Raw genomic sequence first — 16,416 nt, forward strand, 5'->3', positions numbered from 1 at the left:
GTATCGGTCGGGTGGTTCGCCGACGCAGGTGCGGGTGTCGCCGGATCTGGTGGCGCCGGGGTCGTTGCCGCCGGTGGGGCCGGGCACGGACATGAGCGCGGTCACCACGATGGTGCAGGCGCCGGAAGTGGCGCCGCAGACGTCGGCGCCGCCGCAGCGGCAGTACGCGCCGACGCAGGTGATGATCACGCTTCCCGGTTTGCCGCCGATCCCGTGCGGGATCTTCTGCCCGCCTCCGCCGCCGGTGAATCCCTGTGTCGCGCAACCGGTTCCTGCTCCGATGCCGCAACCGGGACAGCCCGGCACGGGGCGCATCCCTTTGGCGCCGGGGCAACGGTACGGCGCGGGCCCCGGGCAGCTCCCCGGCCCGGACGTGAACAGTGCCGAGGCCGAAGGCATTCCGCAAGCTGCCGGTGCCGAAGCTGTCGACTGCACGCAACCCGGAGCGGACACCGCCACGGGCCCCGCGCCCGACGCTCCGCGGCGGGACGGCGCACCACGCAACCCCGAACCTGCCATCACCACACCGCCCGCGCCGGAACCAGAACCCGAACCCGAACCGGTGCCCGACGCGGAGTCGACACCCACACCGCAGCCTGGGATCACCCTGCCCTTCGGCATCGTCATCCCACTGCCCGGGCCGCCCCCGCCGCCTCCGGCGGGCTGACCCCTTGCCCGACACACCGACCTGCTCGCATCCGGAGCCTGCCGCTATGCCGCCTGCGGGGTGTCACGGCGGTAGTTCTGAGGATGAACGGCGGCATCGGCCGCAGACCCATTGCGCTCGGCTTGCCCGCCGGCGGGATGCGCGAAATCCGATCCGAGTGTGGGCGCAGTCGCCGAGCGCCTGAAGGAGTTCTTCGAACATTGCGTCCGGCTGGGCCGGATCATGGTTCGCCCGGCGGCGGGAGCCTACTTCGGTAAGAGATCGCACGCACTCGAAGGCGGCCGCAAGCGCGAGAGTGCACGACGCTGCCGCAAAGGCGTATCCGGACTGCGTCGACCAACGTATTGTGGTCGGTAGCTATCGCGTGGCATCTACCAGCGGCGCCCAAGAGACCAGCGGTCTTCGCGGACGCCATTTCGTGCGGTGGGCGCTCGGCGAACGGGTGGTCCGGTGCACCGACCGGAGCCGATCGCCGGCGGCCGCGGTGACGAACCTTTACCGAGACCGGTCGAGCAGAGGTGATCTCATGAGGGCCACAGTCGGAATATCAGCGGAGCAGGCGGTGGTGCGCGGTGTGATGGTCTCGTCGACGGCGCGACGAGGCACTCGCCCGGCCGTGCTGCGCGAGATCGAACAGCCCGTCGAGCACTCCACCGCCGCCTCGGTGGCCGCCACGCTGGACGCGTTGACGTCCGCCGCGGGATCGCGCACCGAAATCGATGACGTCGCGGTCGCGTACCGCACCGTTGCCGAACGGCGGGCAATCGTCTCGCAACTTTCGTCGGCCGCGTGGCGATCGTCGTCGCTGGTGTCGACCAAGACAGCGCTGCTCGCGCTGCTCGAGGAGATGCCGGGCCTCGGCGAGTACGACACGTTGCTGGTATCGGAGGTCGTCGGATACCACACGTCGTATCTCGTGGCCGGGCCGAGTCGGGGCGAGATCCTGGTTTCCGGCACATGGTCGTCCGGTGTCGTCGACGCCGAGAGCGCGGATTCGGCGGTCGACCGGATCAGGCCCGCCCTGGAGGCGGCCGCGCTGCGGCCCGACGCCGTGGTGCTGTGCGGCGCGTCGGCGGGAGACCCGGACGTGGTCTCCGCGCTGCGGACCGGGCTCGACGCCCCGGTCATCGTGGTGCCCGACCATGCCAACGCCGCCGCTTACGGTGCGGCCTTGGTCGCCGCAGCTCCGTTCCGGCGCGCGGCGGAACCGGCAGTGGCCGATCGCAGGCATGGCGGCCGAGTCATCCTCGCCGGGGCCGCCGTCGCCGCACTGCTGGGCGGAGCCGCGATCGCGGTCGCGCAGGCGCGGGAGGACCGTCCGGCCGACGCCGCGATCGGCGGCCCCGCGGAGGCGTCCCTCACCGCCCCCCAGCCCGTCGACCCGAATCCAGCGCTCGCGACCCCGACGCCGGCGGCGGAGCGGGCGCCCGTGTCCATCGTTCCGGAGGCGGCGGTCACCCCGGAGCCGTATCCTGAGCCGCCGGCGCCGCGTCCCGCGAACGCGCAGGCTCAACTGCCTCTGCCGGTGCCCCCTGGCCCCGAACCGCCCCCGGCCGAGCAGCAACCGCCGCCGCACCCGCGCACCACGACGGAATACCCCGAACCGACGACCGCCGCCGCCCCCAACGACACCTTCCTGTTCCCGGGCGAGTCGCCACCGCCACCCTGGAACGCCGACCCGGCAGCGGTTCAGGCCTGGTGGGACAACCACGCGAAGCTGAAGGAGAGCTGGCTGAACGGCCGCTGACCCCGATCGGTGTGCCGCCGCCGTGATCGGCGGGGCGGCGGCACCCGCGGCCGGTCGATAAGCTGGCCGGGTGAGCGCACCAACGGCGGGATCGGTGGCGATCGTCGACGACCTGGAGGCCGTGACGACCCGAGGCCCTGAAGACGATCCCGCGGCGACCGGGATCGGCCGCGCCGACGTGGAGGCGCTGTGGGCGTCGGTGCAGGCGTGGTACCGCTTGGGCACCACTCCGGCGATCCAGGTCTGCCTGCGCCGCGAGGGCAGGATCGTCCTGAATCGCGCCATCGGGCACGGCTGGGGCAACGCGCCGGGCGACGGGCCGGACGCGGTCAAGATCCCGGCTACCCCGGACACGCCGTTCTGCGGCTTCTCGACCGCGAAGGGCGTTGCCGGAGCGCTGATGTTCATGCTCGTCGAGCAGGGGGCGTTCACCCTCGACGAGCCGGTGTCCGGCTACATTCCCGAGTTCGCGTCGAACGGCAAGGCCGCCATCACGATCGGTGACGTACTTTCGCACTCCGCCGGGATCCCCTTCGTCACACCGCCGTATCAAGGCGTCGATCTGGTACTCGACGAGGAACTGGCCGTGCGTGGGTTGGCCGACCTGGTCCCGAGTTGGAAGCCGGGACGGTTCCGCGTGTACCACGCGCTGACCATCGGGTTGATCCTGCGGCTGCTGGTGCAGCGCGCCACCGGCAAGCGGATGCGGGACCATCTCGCCGAGCAGGTGCTCGAGCCGTTCGATTTCCGCTGGACCAATTTCGGTGTGCGACCCGAGGACGTCGGCAAAGTCGTGCCGAGCGTGAAAACCGGTCCGGCTCCGTCGCGCACGGCGACCTTTCTGGCGAGCAAGGCCATCGGCGGACGAATGGACCGGGCGTCGCGCTCGGCGACCGACGCCTTCCTAACCGCCGAGCTGCCGTCGGGCAATCTGATCACCACCGCGTCGGAGTTGTCGCGGTTCTACGAGATCCTCACGCGCGGCGCACCGGACGGACGGCGCATCATCAGGCCGGAGACCTTGGCCGAGGCGGTGCGCCCGGCTCGCTGGATACCCGGTGTCGCCGGACGTGTCAGCGGGGCGGGGTTCGAACTCGGCGGGCGCAGGTCGAAATTCGGCCGCGACACCGGGTCGCACTTCGGGCGCAGCGGATTGACCACCCAGTACGGGTGGGCCGATCCGGCTCGTGGGCTGTCCGGGGCGATCCTCACCAGCGGCAAGGCCACCACCGACACCGAGCGTCCGTGGCAGCTGGTCGCTCAGATCTCCGCCACTGTGCCTGCCGACCGGTAGCCAAGCACCGGGAGCCCGCCCGCGCCGATCGCCTCCACCAGTGAGAAGCCTTAGCCATCCGAACGATTTAGTCTGTTAACTCGCTTGTTGCCAACCCGTCGGGTTGTGCTAGCGCTAGCGGAACAGACTGACCCGTCGGCTCTTTGGCGGTGAAAGCGTTGGTGTTGATGAGGATTGACCTTGACGTGGCGGTGAGCGCATCCCGGCACGAGAAGTTCCCCGACGAACGCGGGCGGTTCGGCGTGTTCGGCGGCAGATTCGTCCCCGAGGGCCTGATGGCCGCGCTGCTGGATCTGGAGGACGCCTATCGCCTCGCACGAGACGACCCCGGGTTCCTGGCCGAGTATCGAGAACTGTTGCGGGACCGGGTCGGTCGGCCCACGCTGCTGCATCAGGTACGGCGCTTCGGAGAGTTGCTGGGTGTGCCGGGCGCCCGCGTGTATCTCAAGCGAGAGGACATGGCCCACACGGGCGCCCACAAGATCAACAACGCCATCGGGCAGGCGTTGCTGGCCCGGCGGATGGGCAAGAAGCGGATCGTCGCCGAGACCGGCGCGGGGCAGCACGGCGTCGCGGTGGCGACGGTGTCGGCGATGCTCGGATTGACCTGTGTGGTCTACATGGGAACCGAGGACATGCGCCGTCAGGCTTCGAACGTGATGCGGATGCGGCTGCTCGGTGCCGAGGTGCGGCCGGTCGACATCGGTTCGCGCAGACTGAAGGAGGCGATCAGCGAGTCGGTCCGCGACTGGGTGTCCACCGTGGACACCACCCACTACCTGTTCGGCACCGCGGCGGGGCCCGCGCCGTACCCGCGGATCGTGCGGGATTTCCAAACGGTGATCGGCACGGAGACCAGGAACCAGATCGCGCGCGTCGAGGGCAGGCTCCCCGATTACGTCCTGGCCTGTGTCGGCGGCGGCAGCAATGCGATCGGGGTCTTCCATCCGTTCGCAGACGATCCACAGGTGCGGCTGATCGGCGTCGAAGCGGCCGGGCGGGGGGTGGACACCGGCGAGCACGCGGCGACCCTCTGCATGGGCAGTCCGGGTGAGATCGACGGCTCCTACAGCTATCTGCTGCAGGACGAGGACGGCCAGATCGCGCGGACGCACAGCATCGCGGCGGGACTGGACTATCCGGGTGTCGGTCCCGAGCTGAGTCATTTGAAGGACAGCGGACGGGTGACCTATCGGGCCGCCACCGACGCGGTGGCGCTGCGCGGCATGCAGGCACTCAGCCATACCGAAGGAATCCTCGCGGCATTGGAATCCGCCCACGCCGTGGGCTATCTGATGGAGATGGCCGACCGCGGTGAGATTCCCGCGGGCTCGCTGATCGTGCTGTGCCTGTCCGGCCGCGGGGACAAGGATCTCACCGTGGCCGCCGAGCGGCTCGGTGTGGCATGACCGCTGCTATGGTCGAAAGCGCCCATGGCGCCGGAGAGGGACCGCGCGCTACACCCGCGCACGAGGACGAGCCCTCTTGAAGTTTGTGCCCCGCCTGATCTTGTTCCTGGCGATTCCCGCTGTCTTGTTCCTGCTGCCCTGGTGGACGCTGGTTGCGGCGACCACCGACGAATCCGGCCCGCTGTTCTGGCTGGGTTCGGCACTGTTCCTGCTCGGGTTCGCGTGCCTGCCCGCGGCGATGTATCTCGGCCACGGGCCCGTGCAGTCGGACGCGGCCTCGATCGTCGGCGACACCTTGCTGGGCGTCATGTGGGTGCTGTTCAGCTGGTCGGTGCTGGGCAATCTGGCGCGCGCTGGATTGACCGTCGCGGGCGTAAACGACCCGGCTCGCTCGCGGATCGTCGCGGCGGGCGTGCTCGCGGCCGCGACGGTGCTGGTGGTGTGGGGTGTGATCGAGGCGCGCCGGGTGCCGCGGGTACGCACGGTGGATGTCGCGATTCCAGGTCTCGGCTCCGCGCTTGACGGACTGCGCGTGGTCGTCGTGACCGACACCCATTACGCCGCGCTGAACCGGCTGCGCTGGTCGGAACGCGTGGTCGAGGTGGTCAACGCGCAACGGCCCGACATCGCCTGCCACGCGGGCGACCTCGCGGACGGATCGGTGGCGAAGCGGCACGCGCAGGTCGATCCGCTCGGCAAGGTCGAGGCCGAACTCGGCCGGTTCTACATCACCGGCAATCACGAGTATTTCGGTGACGCGCAGGGCTGGATCGAGCACATGGCCGCACTCGGCTGGCAGCCGTTGCGCAATCAGCACGAGGTCGTGCGCCGCGGCGACGACCGCCTGGTGATCGCGGGCATCGACGACCCAACCGGCATCGGCTTGACCGGTCACGGCCCCGACCTGCCCGCCGCGCTCGCAGGGGCGGACCCGGACGTTCCGGTCGTCTTGCTCGCCCACCAGCCCAGGCAGGTCGCGGAGGCCGCGGCCGCGGGAGTGGCGTTGCAGATCTCCGGCCACACCCACGGCGGCCAGATCTGGCCGTTCCACTATCTGGTTCGCCTCGAGCAGCCCGTCGTGGCCGGGCTGAGCCGCCACGGCGAGCGCACTCAGCTCTACACCAGCCGGGGCACGGGATTCTGGGGTCCGCAGCTGCGGGTGTTCGCCCCGAGCGAGATCACCGTGCTGATCCTGCGTGCGGAGTCGGCGACCGGGTGAACCCCGGGGCGCCGGGTCAGCGGGGGCCGGGCTCGGCGTCGGCGCGGCTGACGGCATCGGGTGCCGACGGCGGCGCAGGGGAATCGCCGGAACTCCACGCCTCGGTGACACCCGGAATGCCGTCCTGGACGATGTAACTGGCGCGGGTACGGATCGGCGCGCCGGGATAGCGGACATAGGGCACGACACGAAAGTCGTTGCGCCACAACCGGTGATCGAGTTCCACCCGGACGTACCCACGCTGGGCGTTGAAGAACTTGACGTCCGGATTCGCCGCGAGCAGACCGCGGCCCTTGTCGCTCAGGTCCACTCCGTCGCCGTTGCTGGTGATCGAGGTACCGGTGAATTCCGCCGCCACAACCGGTGATCCGGGATCGGAGTAGTCGCGCCGCAGGTCGGCGGCCTGGTTCTCGTGCCGGTCGCCGGTGATCACCACCAAGTTTCCGGCGCCGCGCGCCGCGGCGGCGCCCAGCACCGCGTTGCGGTCGGCGACGTATCCGTCCCACGCGTCGGTGGAGACGGCGACCCGCGGACCGGGGTCGGAGTCGTTCTGGCTCATGCCCACCTGGTTACCGAGGACCTGCCAGCGAGCCGGGGAGTGGGTCAGACCATCGATCAGCCAATCGCGTTGTGCCGCACCGAGGATCGTGCGGTCAGGGGAGAAGCGCTCGGCGCAGCCGCTGACCACGGCGCCGCCGCAGGCCTGCGGGGTGCGGTACTGGCGGGTATCGAGCATGGTGATCTCCGCGAGGTCGCCGAACCGGAAACGGCGATGCAGCCGGATGCCCGCCGCGGACGGTGACTGCGCCAGGCGCAGCGGCTGGTGCTCGTACATGGCCTGGAAGGCGGCGGCGCGGCGCCCGCGGAACAGGGCGGGCACCCGCCAGATGTCGAGGCCGATGCCGGGCGCGTCACCGGCCCAGTTGTTGTCGACCTCGTGGTCGTCCATGGTGACCAGCCACGGGAACGCGGCGTGCGCGGCGCGCAGCGGTTGCTCGGATTTGTAGAGCGCGTAGCGCAGCCGGTAGCCGGGCAGGTCGACGGCTTCGTCGCGAAAGCGGGGACCCATCGTGACGCCCGCCCGCCCACGCAGCCAGGCCCGCTCGTAGATGTAGTCGCCCAGATGCACGACCAGATCCAGGTCTTCTCGGCTCATGTGCTCGTAGGCGGTGTAGTAGCCGGAACTCCAGGACTGGCAGGAGGCGAAAGCGAAGCGCAGCCGCGCCAGGGCCTGGCCGGGCGCCGGGGCGGTGCGGGTCCGTCCTACCGGCGACACGGCCGACCCCGCCCGGAACCGGTAGAAATACCAGCGATCCGGGGTCAGCCCGTGCACCTCCGGATGCACGCTGTGGCCGAGTGCGCGAGTGGCCACCGCCGATCCACGTGCCACCACGCGGCGGAAGTACTCGTCGTCGGCGACCTCGTAGTCGACCGTGACCGGGTGCAGCGGCATGCCGCCGAGGCCGTCGGGCGCCAGCGGGTCGGGGGCCAGCCGCGTCCACAGCACCACACCGTCGGGGGCGGGATCGCCGGACGCGACGCCGAGTGAGAACGGATCGCCGAGCCGGCGCGGGGCCGGAAAACGGGCACTACCCGCCGCTGCGGTGCCCGCCAGGACCGCGGCAGACCCCGCGGCGCCGAACCGGAACAGTTCCCGACGTGAGAGGGCCATACATCAGCGTAAAGCCGCGTACGGCGACGGGAAGGCGTCGCGCGAGCGGATGCGGCGTCAGAGCAGGCCGCCGCGGCGAGCGTGATGCAGCGCGTCAACGCGGGAATTGGTGCCCAGCTTGCCGTAGATGCCGCGCAGGTGGGTCTTCACGGTGTTGACCGAGACGCCGAGGTCCTCGGCGATCTGCTGGGCGGTGCGACCGGAGGGCAACTGCTTGAGCACGGTCATCTCGGTGTGGGTCAAGGCGGGGTAGGCAGGCCTGCGCCGCGCCGCGGGATGACGGCGGATCGACTCCGCGAAGCTCTCCGCCCGGCCGAGACGGCCCGCGTAGCTGTCCAGCAAGGGCATCGCGGCGGGCACGTCGAGGAACGGCCGCAGCAGCCGGTGCGGTGTCGCGGAACCCAACGCGTTCTCCAGCGCGGCGAGGGCTTTGGCCGGAGCGCGGGACTCGTGCTGTGCCGCGGAGTAGAGCAGCCACCCGGTGACCGCGCTGACCGGACGCAGCTCGCCCGCGCGGTCCAGCAGTGGTTCGAGCACCGCGCAGGTCGCCTTGCGACGATCGGCCGCGGCGTGCAGTGCCGCATCGGCCAACCGCACCTCGGGCAGTTCGCCGACGATACCGCGGGCGCGTTCGACCAGCAGTTGCGCCGTCCTGGCATCGTGCACGCGCAGCAGCGCCCACACCACCGGCAGGATCAGGCTGCCGGTCGCCGCGGGCACCGCCTTGTGCTCGAGCAGGACGAGCAGGCCGCGGCGCAGCGCGTCGACCGCGGCCGACTGCTCCTCGGCTCGCTCGAGTTCGAGCAGGCGGCCCACGACGTGCGCGCGCCATCCCGCGACCGGACCGTGGGATCCGTCGTGGTCGACCCGCTCGGTGAGCACCGACGCGATCTGCGCCGCGCCCGGCGTCTCGCCTTGCAGGTAGGCGCCGTAGGCGGCCACGGCGGTCGCCTGGACGGCGTCGGTGGTCTCCAGCAGCCCGTGTTCCTCCGCGATCGCCAGCGCGCGCGCCGCGCGGTCCCGCATCGCGGTGGCGGCGTCGACGGCGTCGGCGGCGAACGCCAGCCGGGTCAGCGCACGCAGCACCAGGCGAGGGCGCCCCGCGTGCTCGGCCAGCGCGAGCCCGGAGTGCAGCAACTGTTCTCCGCGCGTGACCGCGCCGCCCGCGACGAAGGCGGTGGCGATCTGGATCTCGGTGTAGGCGTCGAGATCGGGATCGCCGGTCGGCGCGACGTCCTCCGGAGACTCGGGCAGCACCGCCCCGGTGGTCGCCGCGACGTCGATGGTCGCGGCGAGGGTGAGCGCGTCCAGCCGCTTCGCGTCGGCGAAGGAGGCCTTGGCCGCGCGCCGCGCCGCCGCGGTGTCCAGGCACGCCACCGCGGCGGCCGCGCTGCCCGCGACGAGAGCGTCGACGACGCGCACCAGCCAGAGAAAGGGGTCGTCGAGCAACGCCGGCGCCGAACGGGCCAGATGATCGAACAGCGTCCGGCCCGTGCCGTCGAGCACCATGCGCAGCGCGCACGCCGACAAGAATTCGCACAGTTGCTCGTGGTCGGCGCCCGCGAGCTGATGCGGCAGCGCGGTCTCGGGCAGCCCCGCGGTCCGCAACCAGCGGGCCGACCGGCGATGCAGTTCCGCGCACACGCGCGGCCCGAGGCGGCGAGCTTCGGCGAGGAAATAGGCGCGCACCAGCGGATGACAGGAGAACCAGACGTCGCCGTCGCGCACGACCGAGTCGATCGGGAAGCCGATCAGGTCGAGTTCGTGCAGCGAGTGCCCCGCACCGCCGCCCACGAGTTCGTCGGCGAGCTGCTCGGTGAACGCGACGGGAATGCTGGTACAGGTGAGGAACCGGCGCAGCGTGGGCGGCAGTACCTCGACGAGTTCCCCGAGCAGGAAATCGGTGACCGCGCGCGCCGGGCGGGCGAGAACGGCGAGCGCCGCGGCGCGGTCGTCGGATCCGGCGGCCAGATGGATGGCGGCGATGCGCACGAGCGCGGCCCAGCCCCGGGTCAGGGCGCCGAGCGCATCGAGTTCGGCGCCGGTGAGTTCGCACCCGTGGTGGCGGCACAGCGCGTCGATCTCGTCCGCGGTGAAGGCGAGTTCGCCCGCGCCCCAGCGGGTCAGCCGCGCGTGCAGTTCCAGGACGTGCCAGCGGATCGGCGGAGCCGAGCGGGCGCACAGCATCGTCGTGACGGTGGGCGGCGCGTGGTGCAGGAAATATTCGATACCCGCGAGCAGGAGCGGATCGGTGAGCAGATGAGCGTCGTCGAGCACGAGGATCGTCGGCGTCGTGCGCGCGGCCAGTGTCTCGACGAGCGCCGCGGCGTACGCGGCAGGGGGGCAGGCGTCGGTCGTGGTCGCGATCTCGAACCGCTCGTGCAGCACCGTCCACAGCGACGTCGCGTCGTCGAGCTGCTCGGTGACGGTCAGCCAGGCGACATCGGATCCGCCCGCGGCGTGCCGGGCCGCCCAGTCGGCCGCCAGCACCGACTTCCCGGTCCCGGCGGGCGCGCGCAGCAGTAGTACGTGCCCGGTGCCGGACCTGCTGTCGGCGGCGGCGTACAGATCGGGCCGGGGAATCGGGGTGAACGGCAACGCCGGTATTTCGGCAGCGGACCGCGCCGCGGCGGGGATGCGGCGTAGAGCGGGGACGTGCGATGTGGTCACCGTGCCTCCCGGGCCGTGTGCTGGCAGATCACTACCGCGCCTCGGTAGCGGAACATACCCGGTGCGAAGTCCGCTCGATCAGATCGTGTGTCGTCGTTATGGAACTTTCATTTCGCGCGAACACGAAATATCGGAGTCATCCGAAACGGGTGAAGTGCTGGACGGGGCGACTGGTGGAGATTCGGAAGGCGTCCATTACTTCCCGAGAAAGGGGGCGACCGATGACGCACATGACCGAACCGGAGGCACACCCCGTTCGCCGTGGCATCGCGGCGGGCACGTCCATCGCGGCCGCGATCCTGCTGCTCACCGTCGGTGTGCTGTCGATCTTCGAGGGGATCTCCGCCGTCGCCGAGGACGAACTCATCGTCGTCGGCGCCGACTACGTCTACAAGTTCGACACTACGACGTGGGGCTGGATCCACATCGTGCTCGGCATCCTCCTGGTCATCGCGGCGCTGGGCTTGATGACCGGTGCGACTTGGGCGCGGGTGGTGGCGATCTGCCTGGCCGCGCTGTCGATCATCGCGAACTTCCTGTGGCTGCCGTACTACCCGGCGTGGTCGATCCTGGTGATCGCGCTGAACATCGTCGTGATCTGGGCGGTCGCCACCTGGCGTCCGGAAGCCGTCTGACCGGGCGAACATTGTGGCATGTCACTACACCGGCGTGCGGGAATCGTGGTCCGCCGGTGTGGGTGGGACGGGGGTGGCGGCGATACCGGCTCGGCGGGCAGCGTTGCGGAGAGCAAACTCCGGCGATCGCCCGGTGAAGTCGGGGTTTCCGCTGCCCCCATAGGTGAGGTTGTGGTATCCACCTTCGAGACCGCACTACGAATTCGAAGGGACGCCAATGCCCAGCAAGCCCCCGCTCGTTCTCCTGCACGGTGTCACGATGTCCGAACGGGTGTGGGATGACGTCACACCCTTGCTCGCCGCGCGGCACGAGGTGATCACGCCGACCGCGGTCGGGCATCGGGGCGGACCGCAGGCCCTGCGGCGTCCGGCGCGGGTCGAGCACTTGGTGGACGACATCGAACGGCGGCTGGACGGGCTCGGACTGCGCCGGGTACACCTCGCGGGTAATTCGCTGGGCGGCTGGATGGCCATCGAATTGGCCCGGCGCGGGCGAGCCGAGACCGTCTGCGCGCTCTCGCCAGCGGGCTTCTGGGAAGCCGGGGACCGAAGCCGTTCGGCCGCGACCCGCCGCATCGCCCGCGAGGTGAGCACCGGGCGGCTGCTCGCCTTCCTCGCCCCGGTGGGCCTGCGCAGCGCGGCGGTGCGGCGAACAGCGTTGCGCAACATCGCCGTCCACGGTGATCGCGCCTGCGCGGCGCAGGCCATGACGTTCCTCCGGGACCTGCTCGGCTGCACCGTCACCGCCGATCTGCTCGGCACCGACGAACAGATCGCCGCGCTGGACCCGTTGCCGTGCCCGATCACGGTGGCCTGGTCGGAGCACGATCGTGTGCTGCCCGCGCAGGTCCACTTACCGATCGCGCGGGCGCGGCTGCCCGAGGCCGCGTTCTCCGTTCTGCCGGACACCGGGCACGTTCCGATGATCGACGACCCCGAGCTGGTCGCACAGACGATCCTGACCACCACGAGCATGACCGCCGCCGAGGCATCCTAGGGCTGCCCTGATTCACGCGGCCGCGGCTCAGGCTCCATGGGAGCGGGCCGCTCACACGTCGAGCAGGTGCGGCAGTCCGGCGCGGTAGCGGTCGGCGTCGATGCGTTTCCACGGGTCGAAGACCGGCAGGGACACCAAGGGAAAGACCGGGACGCGGGGCGCGGGATCGTCGGCGGCATCGAGGATCGCGTTCGTGGCGGCGCGGCCGGATTCGTTGGCGCCCTCCATGGTGGCGAGGTCGATGTTGTTGCGCACGTGGTCGCCGCCGAAGAAGAGGTTCGGCACAGCGCAGCGGGCCTCCGGGCGATGGTCGTAGGAGCCGACGGTGTTGACCAGCAGTGGGGTTTCGTTGTGGATGCCGCTCGCGGTCCAGCTGACTCCGGGGTCCAGATGCCAGGAGCGGATGTCCTCGGGACGCAGCCAGCCCGTGCCGGTGTTGAGCCATTCGCTCAGCTGTGCCCACACCTCTTCGGCGATCTCGGCGGCGGTGCACTGTTTGGCCGTTCGGTGGAAGCGGATGCCGGGGGAGTCCCAGTCGGAGATGTCCACCGAAAGGCATTCCCGCACGGTGCCGTCGCCGTACCGGGCGGCGAAGTCGCCTACCCACATCGGCGCTTGACGCAAGGCGGTGAGCGCCCACGGCGAGCCGAGCGCGGCGATGTGGCCTTCCGGCAATTCGGTCGGGCGGGAGAGATAGTACTGGATGCCGACCATCCAATCGGTCCGGAGTTCGCGCATGCCCGCCAGATGCGGGTCGGCGTCGATGATCTCGTCGCTCAGCAGCGCGACCGCCTTGTCCACCGGCATCGCGCACAGATACCAGTCCGCGGTGACCGCGCTGGAGCGGCCGTTGGGATCGGTGACGATTGCCGAGGCGATCCGGCCGTCTCGCAGCTCCAACCGCCTCGCCCGCTGCCCCAGCGCGAATCGCACGCCCCGCGACCGCAGGTGCGTCACCCACGGATCGATCCAGGCTTCGTTGGTGGGGCGGTTGAGAATACGGTCGATACCGGCGGAGTATTGCGGGATCGCCCCGGTTCCCGCCAGGACCAGGGCCTCCCCGATGGTGCCGATCGTGCGGGCCGAACTCGACTGGGGTTTGGCCGCGACGGTGATGCGGGTGAGGGCGCTGACGAGATATTCGCGGTAGGCCGCCGACTTGCCCTCGGCGCGCAGGATCTGTTCCCACGTCACGTATTCCCATTGCCCGAACCGCCGTTCGGTGCACGAGGTGAACCAGACGGCCATCTGTTTGGCGAAGAACGCCAGTTCGGCCGGGGGCAGTTCGGGAATGAAGCCGAAGGCGCCGATCAGCGTGTTCTGTATGCGCTGTGGTGTGAGCTGGTCGATGCCCCCGAAATCGACCGGCGCGAACAGTGGCGGCCTGCCGCGGAATCCCGCGACCGTACCCTCGACGCGAACCAGGTTGCCCGCCACGCCATCGGCATTGCCGGAGAACGGAATTCGGCGCATGGTGTCCGGAAGATTCTGATAGCAGCCGGGGAAGAACCGGAAGCCGTGCTCGCCGGGCAGGTCCGCGCGGCCGTCGGCGCCGGTGCCCGGCACTCCCATACTGCGTGCCTTGCCGCCGAGGAACGCCGGTTCGTACACGGTGACCTCATAGCCGCGTTCGATCAGTTCGTGTGCCGCCGAGAGCCCGGCGACTCCGCCGCCCAGGACCGCGACCGACTTTCCGCCGGTGCGTAGTCCTGGCGTTCGGCGTACTCCCGGTGGTGCGGCGTGGGCGGGGGCGGCGGCGATGGATATTCCGGCCGCGAGCGCGCCGCGCAGCAGGTCGCGGCGGGTGAGGTCCAGGGTCGGCCGAGGGCGCGGGTCATGCATGTCGATCTCCTGAAGATGCCGCGAGACTGTCTTGCGGCGGCCGGGACGGGATGGCGTCGGCGGGCCCGGTGCTGGTGAAGGCCCGGGCTTCCCTTCGTTCGGAGACCGTGTCGCGGCATTCGCCGACCAGGTCGGCGAGGACGGGCCACGGTGCCCGCCACGAGTCGCGCAGCGCTCCCGCCGCGAACGCTGCGGCGCGTGCGGGAGTGAAGACGTCCTTCGGTTCGATGGTGCGGGAGAAGACTTCGGTGACCCGGTCGGCCAGCACGGGGTCGCCGGCGGCCTTGCGGTAGAGCTCGAACTCCAGCGGGCGCATCGCCGTGCCCCGGGCCAGGCGGTTGGTCCACTGGTAGACGCCTAGGCACTCGCGATCGCGCAGCTGTTCCCACGCCGTCAGGGCGGTGTCGAGATGCGCGGTGTCGTCGAGGGCGGGTGCGGCGAGTTCGCCGAGCAACCGGCCGTAGCGCAAGGCGTCGCGTATGCCCTGCGCGGTCACCGGGTCCTTGAAATGGCCCGCGTCACCCGGCAGCGCCCAGCCCGGCCCGGTCGAGCGCCGGAAGTAGGACGCCAGGCCGGTGGCCGCACGCACCCGCCCGACTCTGCGGCAGTCGCGCAGCCGCAGCCCAAGACCCGGTAGTCGGTCGATGGCCTCCTGATACCGGAGCTCGGCCCGACCGGCGCCCGGCTCGGGAGGCTGCGCGGGCGGTTGGACCAGGCTGAGCAGCAGACCGTCGTCGCAGGGGAACGCGGTGCCGAGGTCGGGACCGCAGCGCCATTGCGCGGCGACGTGCCGCTGGTCGGTTGCGCCGTCGTGCCAGTACGCGAAGTAGCAGTCCCGCCCGCTCGGTGCGGACAACCGGGGCCGGGCGGCGCCGACGAGCCGGGCCACCGTACTGCGGCGGCCGTCCGCCCCGACGATCAAGCGGGCGCGCACCTCGTGCACGCCACCGGCTTCGGTGTAGCGGACGCCGACGCAGCGACCGCCGGACCACACCAGGTCGGTGACCCGGACGCCCTCTCGGATCCGCGCTCCGGCCGCGACGGCGGTGGCCACCAGCGCGGCGTCCAATCCGGTGCGCCGCACGCACATCGCGTGGCCGATGCCGTCCACCGGTGTGAACGACGACCGGACCTGAAGGCCGTCACCATCGGCGAAGGCCGTGGTCAGCGGGGGCGCGCCGAGCCGAAGGACGCGCTCGAGAGCGCCCACGCGGCGCAGTTCGGCCAGGCCCGCGGGCCACAGCAGGTGTGTCGAAAGGGTGTCGGACGGAAAGCGCGCCGAGTCCAGCGCGACGACGTCCCGCCCTGCCGTGGCGAACGCGATGGCGGCCGCGGAGCCCGCGCAGCGCGCGCCGACCACCACCACGTCGGTGTACTCGATTGCCGGAGCGGAGGATCCGCGCATCCCCGAACACCTCGGTCGCATAGTCTCGGACACTGTGTCCGATCGATCGTGAGCCGTGGGTGCCCGAATGTCAATATCAGTGCCGTGTCGGCAGAATGGACGCCATGGTGGGACGCACCCGACCGGCACAGCCGAGTAAGGCGGCCGCCGCGCCGCAGAGAGGAGCCGGATGCCCTCGCTGACCCGAGTCCCCAGAAGCGCGCGGAAACCGGTCGACGACCGGCGCGCGGAATTCGAACGACGTGTCCTCGCCGCGGTGGAGGAGTTGCTCGCCGATGGCACGCCCTACACCGAGATCGCCGTCCACCGGATCGCCGCCGCGTCGCAGTCGGCACGGTCGACGTTCTACCGGTACTTCCCGGACAAGAGTCAGCTGCTGATCAGGATGGCGGAATTGGCCACGGCCGATCTGTTCGAGGCCGCCGAGCGCTGGTGGCTCGCCGAGCACAGCGGGCGGCAGGCCGGTGTGGTGGCGGCCGTGCGAACCATGATCGCGGGCTTCCGCGAGCACCGCTCCCTGCTGCTGGCGCTGAGCGAGGTGGCCGCCTATGACCGTGACGTCGGCGCGTATTGGCGCGGGCGGGTCGCGGAGTTCGTGCGAGTGGTGCGATCGCGATTGGAGACCGACCTGGCCGAGGGCCGGATCAGCCCGGCGATCGACCCGCAGGCCACCGCCATCGTGCTCACCTCGATGGTCGAGCGGGCGATCGCGGCGAGCTTCTCGTCCGGGTCGGGAGTCACCGACGACGCACTGGCGGAGGCGCTGGGCCGCGCCATCTGGTTGACCGTATACGGCGACGCACCGTCCTCCTGACGGATCACTCGGCGGCACAAGCGGTCCCATTGCTACAGTCGCGCC

At 70.7% G+C, this 16,416-nt stretch carries 11 protein-coding genes and 1 pseudogene; 8 read left to right on the forward strand and 4 right to left on the reverse strand.

Going from position 1 to position 16,416, the window contains the following annotated elements; genetic code table 11:
* From AB0L97_RS27420 to AB0L97_RS27440, 5 genes and pseudogenes are all read left to right on the forward strand, one after another.
* Window positions 1–667: pseudogene (locus tag AB0L97_RS27420) on the forward strand (lytic transglycosylase); the annotation flags it as partial.
* Window positions 668–1,193: 526 nt separating this feature from the next.
* Entirely contained in the window at window positions 1,194–2,414 is a 1,221-nt protein-coding gene (locus AB0L97_RS27425; protein ID WP_364434872.1) for a hypothetical protein, read from the forward strand.
* 70 nt (window positions 2,415–2,484) lie between these two features.
* The gene (locus tag AB0L97_RS27430) at window positions 2,485–3,708 is read left to right on the forward strand and encodes a serine hydrolase (protein WP_364434875.1); all 1,224 of its coding nucleotides are present in this window, start codon (window positions 2,485–2,487) and stop codon (window positions 3,706–3,708) included.
* Window positions 3,709–3,875: 167 nt separating this feature from the next.
* The gene (trpB, locus tag AB0L97_RS27435) at window positions 3,876–5,117 is read left to right on the forward strand and encodes a tryptophan synthase subunit beta (protein WP_364434878.1); all 1,242 of its coding nucleotides are present in this window, start codon (window positions 3,876–3,878) and stop codon (window positions 5,115–5,117) included.
* Between the two features lie 85 nt (window positions 5,118–5,202).
* Window positions 5,203–6,336, forward strand: a complete 1,134-nt coding sequence (locus AB0L97_RS27440; RefSeq protein WP_364435101.1) for a metallophosphoesterase — start codon at window positions 5,203–5,205, stop codon at window positions 6,334–6,336.
* A 16-nt stretch (window positions 6,337–6,352) separates the two neighbouring features.
* On the opposite strand, the gene AB0L97_RS27445 is transcribed toward AB0L97_RS27440, so the two are convergent.
* Window positions 6,353–8,008, reverse strand: coding sequence for an alkaline phosphatase D family protein (locus AB0L97_RS27445; protein WP_364434881.1), 1,656 nt, complete (start codon window positions 8,006–8,008; stop codon window positions 6,353–6,355).
* Between the two features lie 57 nt (window positions 8,009–8,065).
* On the reverse strand, window positions 8,066–10,678 hold the full coding sequence (locus AB0L97_RS27450) for a LuxR C-terminal-related transcriptional regulator (RefSeq protein ID WP_364434884.1): 2,613 nt from the start codon (window positions 10,676–10,678) through the stop codon (window positions 8,066–8,068).
* 221 nt (window positions 10,679–10,899) lie between these two features.
* Here AB0L97_RS27450 and AB0L97_RS27455 point away from each other — a divergent pair, with 221 nt between their 5' ends.
* Complete coding sequence (locus AB0L97_RS27455) at window positions 10,900–11,313, forward strand: hypothetical protein (protein WP_355080529.1); 414 nt, start codon at window positions 10,900–10,902, stop codon at window positions 11,311–11,313.
* 217 nt (window positions 11,314–11,530) lie between these two features.
* A complete protein-coding gene (locus AB0L97_RS27460; RefSeq protein WP_364434887.1) occupies window positions 11,531–12,310 on the forward strand; it encodes an alpha/beta hydrolase in 780 nt (259 codons plus the stop codon).
* A 51-nt stretch (window positions 12,311–12,361) separates the two neighbouring features.
* On the opposite strand, the gene AB0L97_RS27465 is transcribed toward AB0L97_RS27460, so the two are convergent.
* Together AB0L97_RS27465 and AB0L97_RS27470 are read right to left on the reverse strand one after the other, a co-directional pair.
* Window positions 12,362–14,152, reverse strand: coding sequence for an FAD-dependent oxidoreductase (locus AB0L97_RS27465; RefSeq protein ID WP_364434890.1), 1,791 nt, complete (start codon window positions 14,150–14,152; stop codon window positions 12,362–12,364).
* Window positions 14,145–15,557 (reverse strand): FAD-dependent monooxygenase, encoded by a 1,413-nt coding sequence (locus AB0L97_RS27470; RefSeq protein WP_364434893.1) that lies wholly within the window; start codon window positions 15,555–15,557, stop codon window positions 14,145–14,147. Before AB0L97_RS27470 ends, AB0L97_RS27465 begins: the two co-directional genes overlap by 8 nt.
* Before the next feature lie 169 nt (window positions 15,558–15,726).
* On the opposite strand from AB0L97_RS27470, the gene AB0L97_RS27475 reads away from it, so the two are divergent.
* Window positions 15,727–16,371: a TetR/AcrR family transcriptional regulator gene (locus AB0L97_RS27475; protein ID WP_356965982.1), complete on the forward strand. Its 645-nt coding sequence runs from the start codon at window positions 15,727–15,729 to the stop codon at window positions 16,369–16,371.
* Window positions 16,372–16,416: the final 45 nt, after the last annotated feature.

The organism is Nocardia sp. NPDC051911, assembly GCF_040681035.1.
In the GTDB taxonomy this organism is placed as follows: domain Bacteria; phylum Actinomycetota; class Actinomycetes; order Mycobacteriales; family Mycobacteriaceae; genus Nocardia; species Nocardia sichangensis.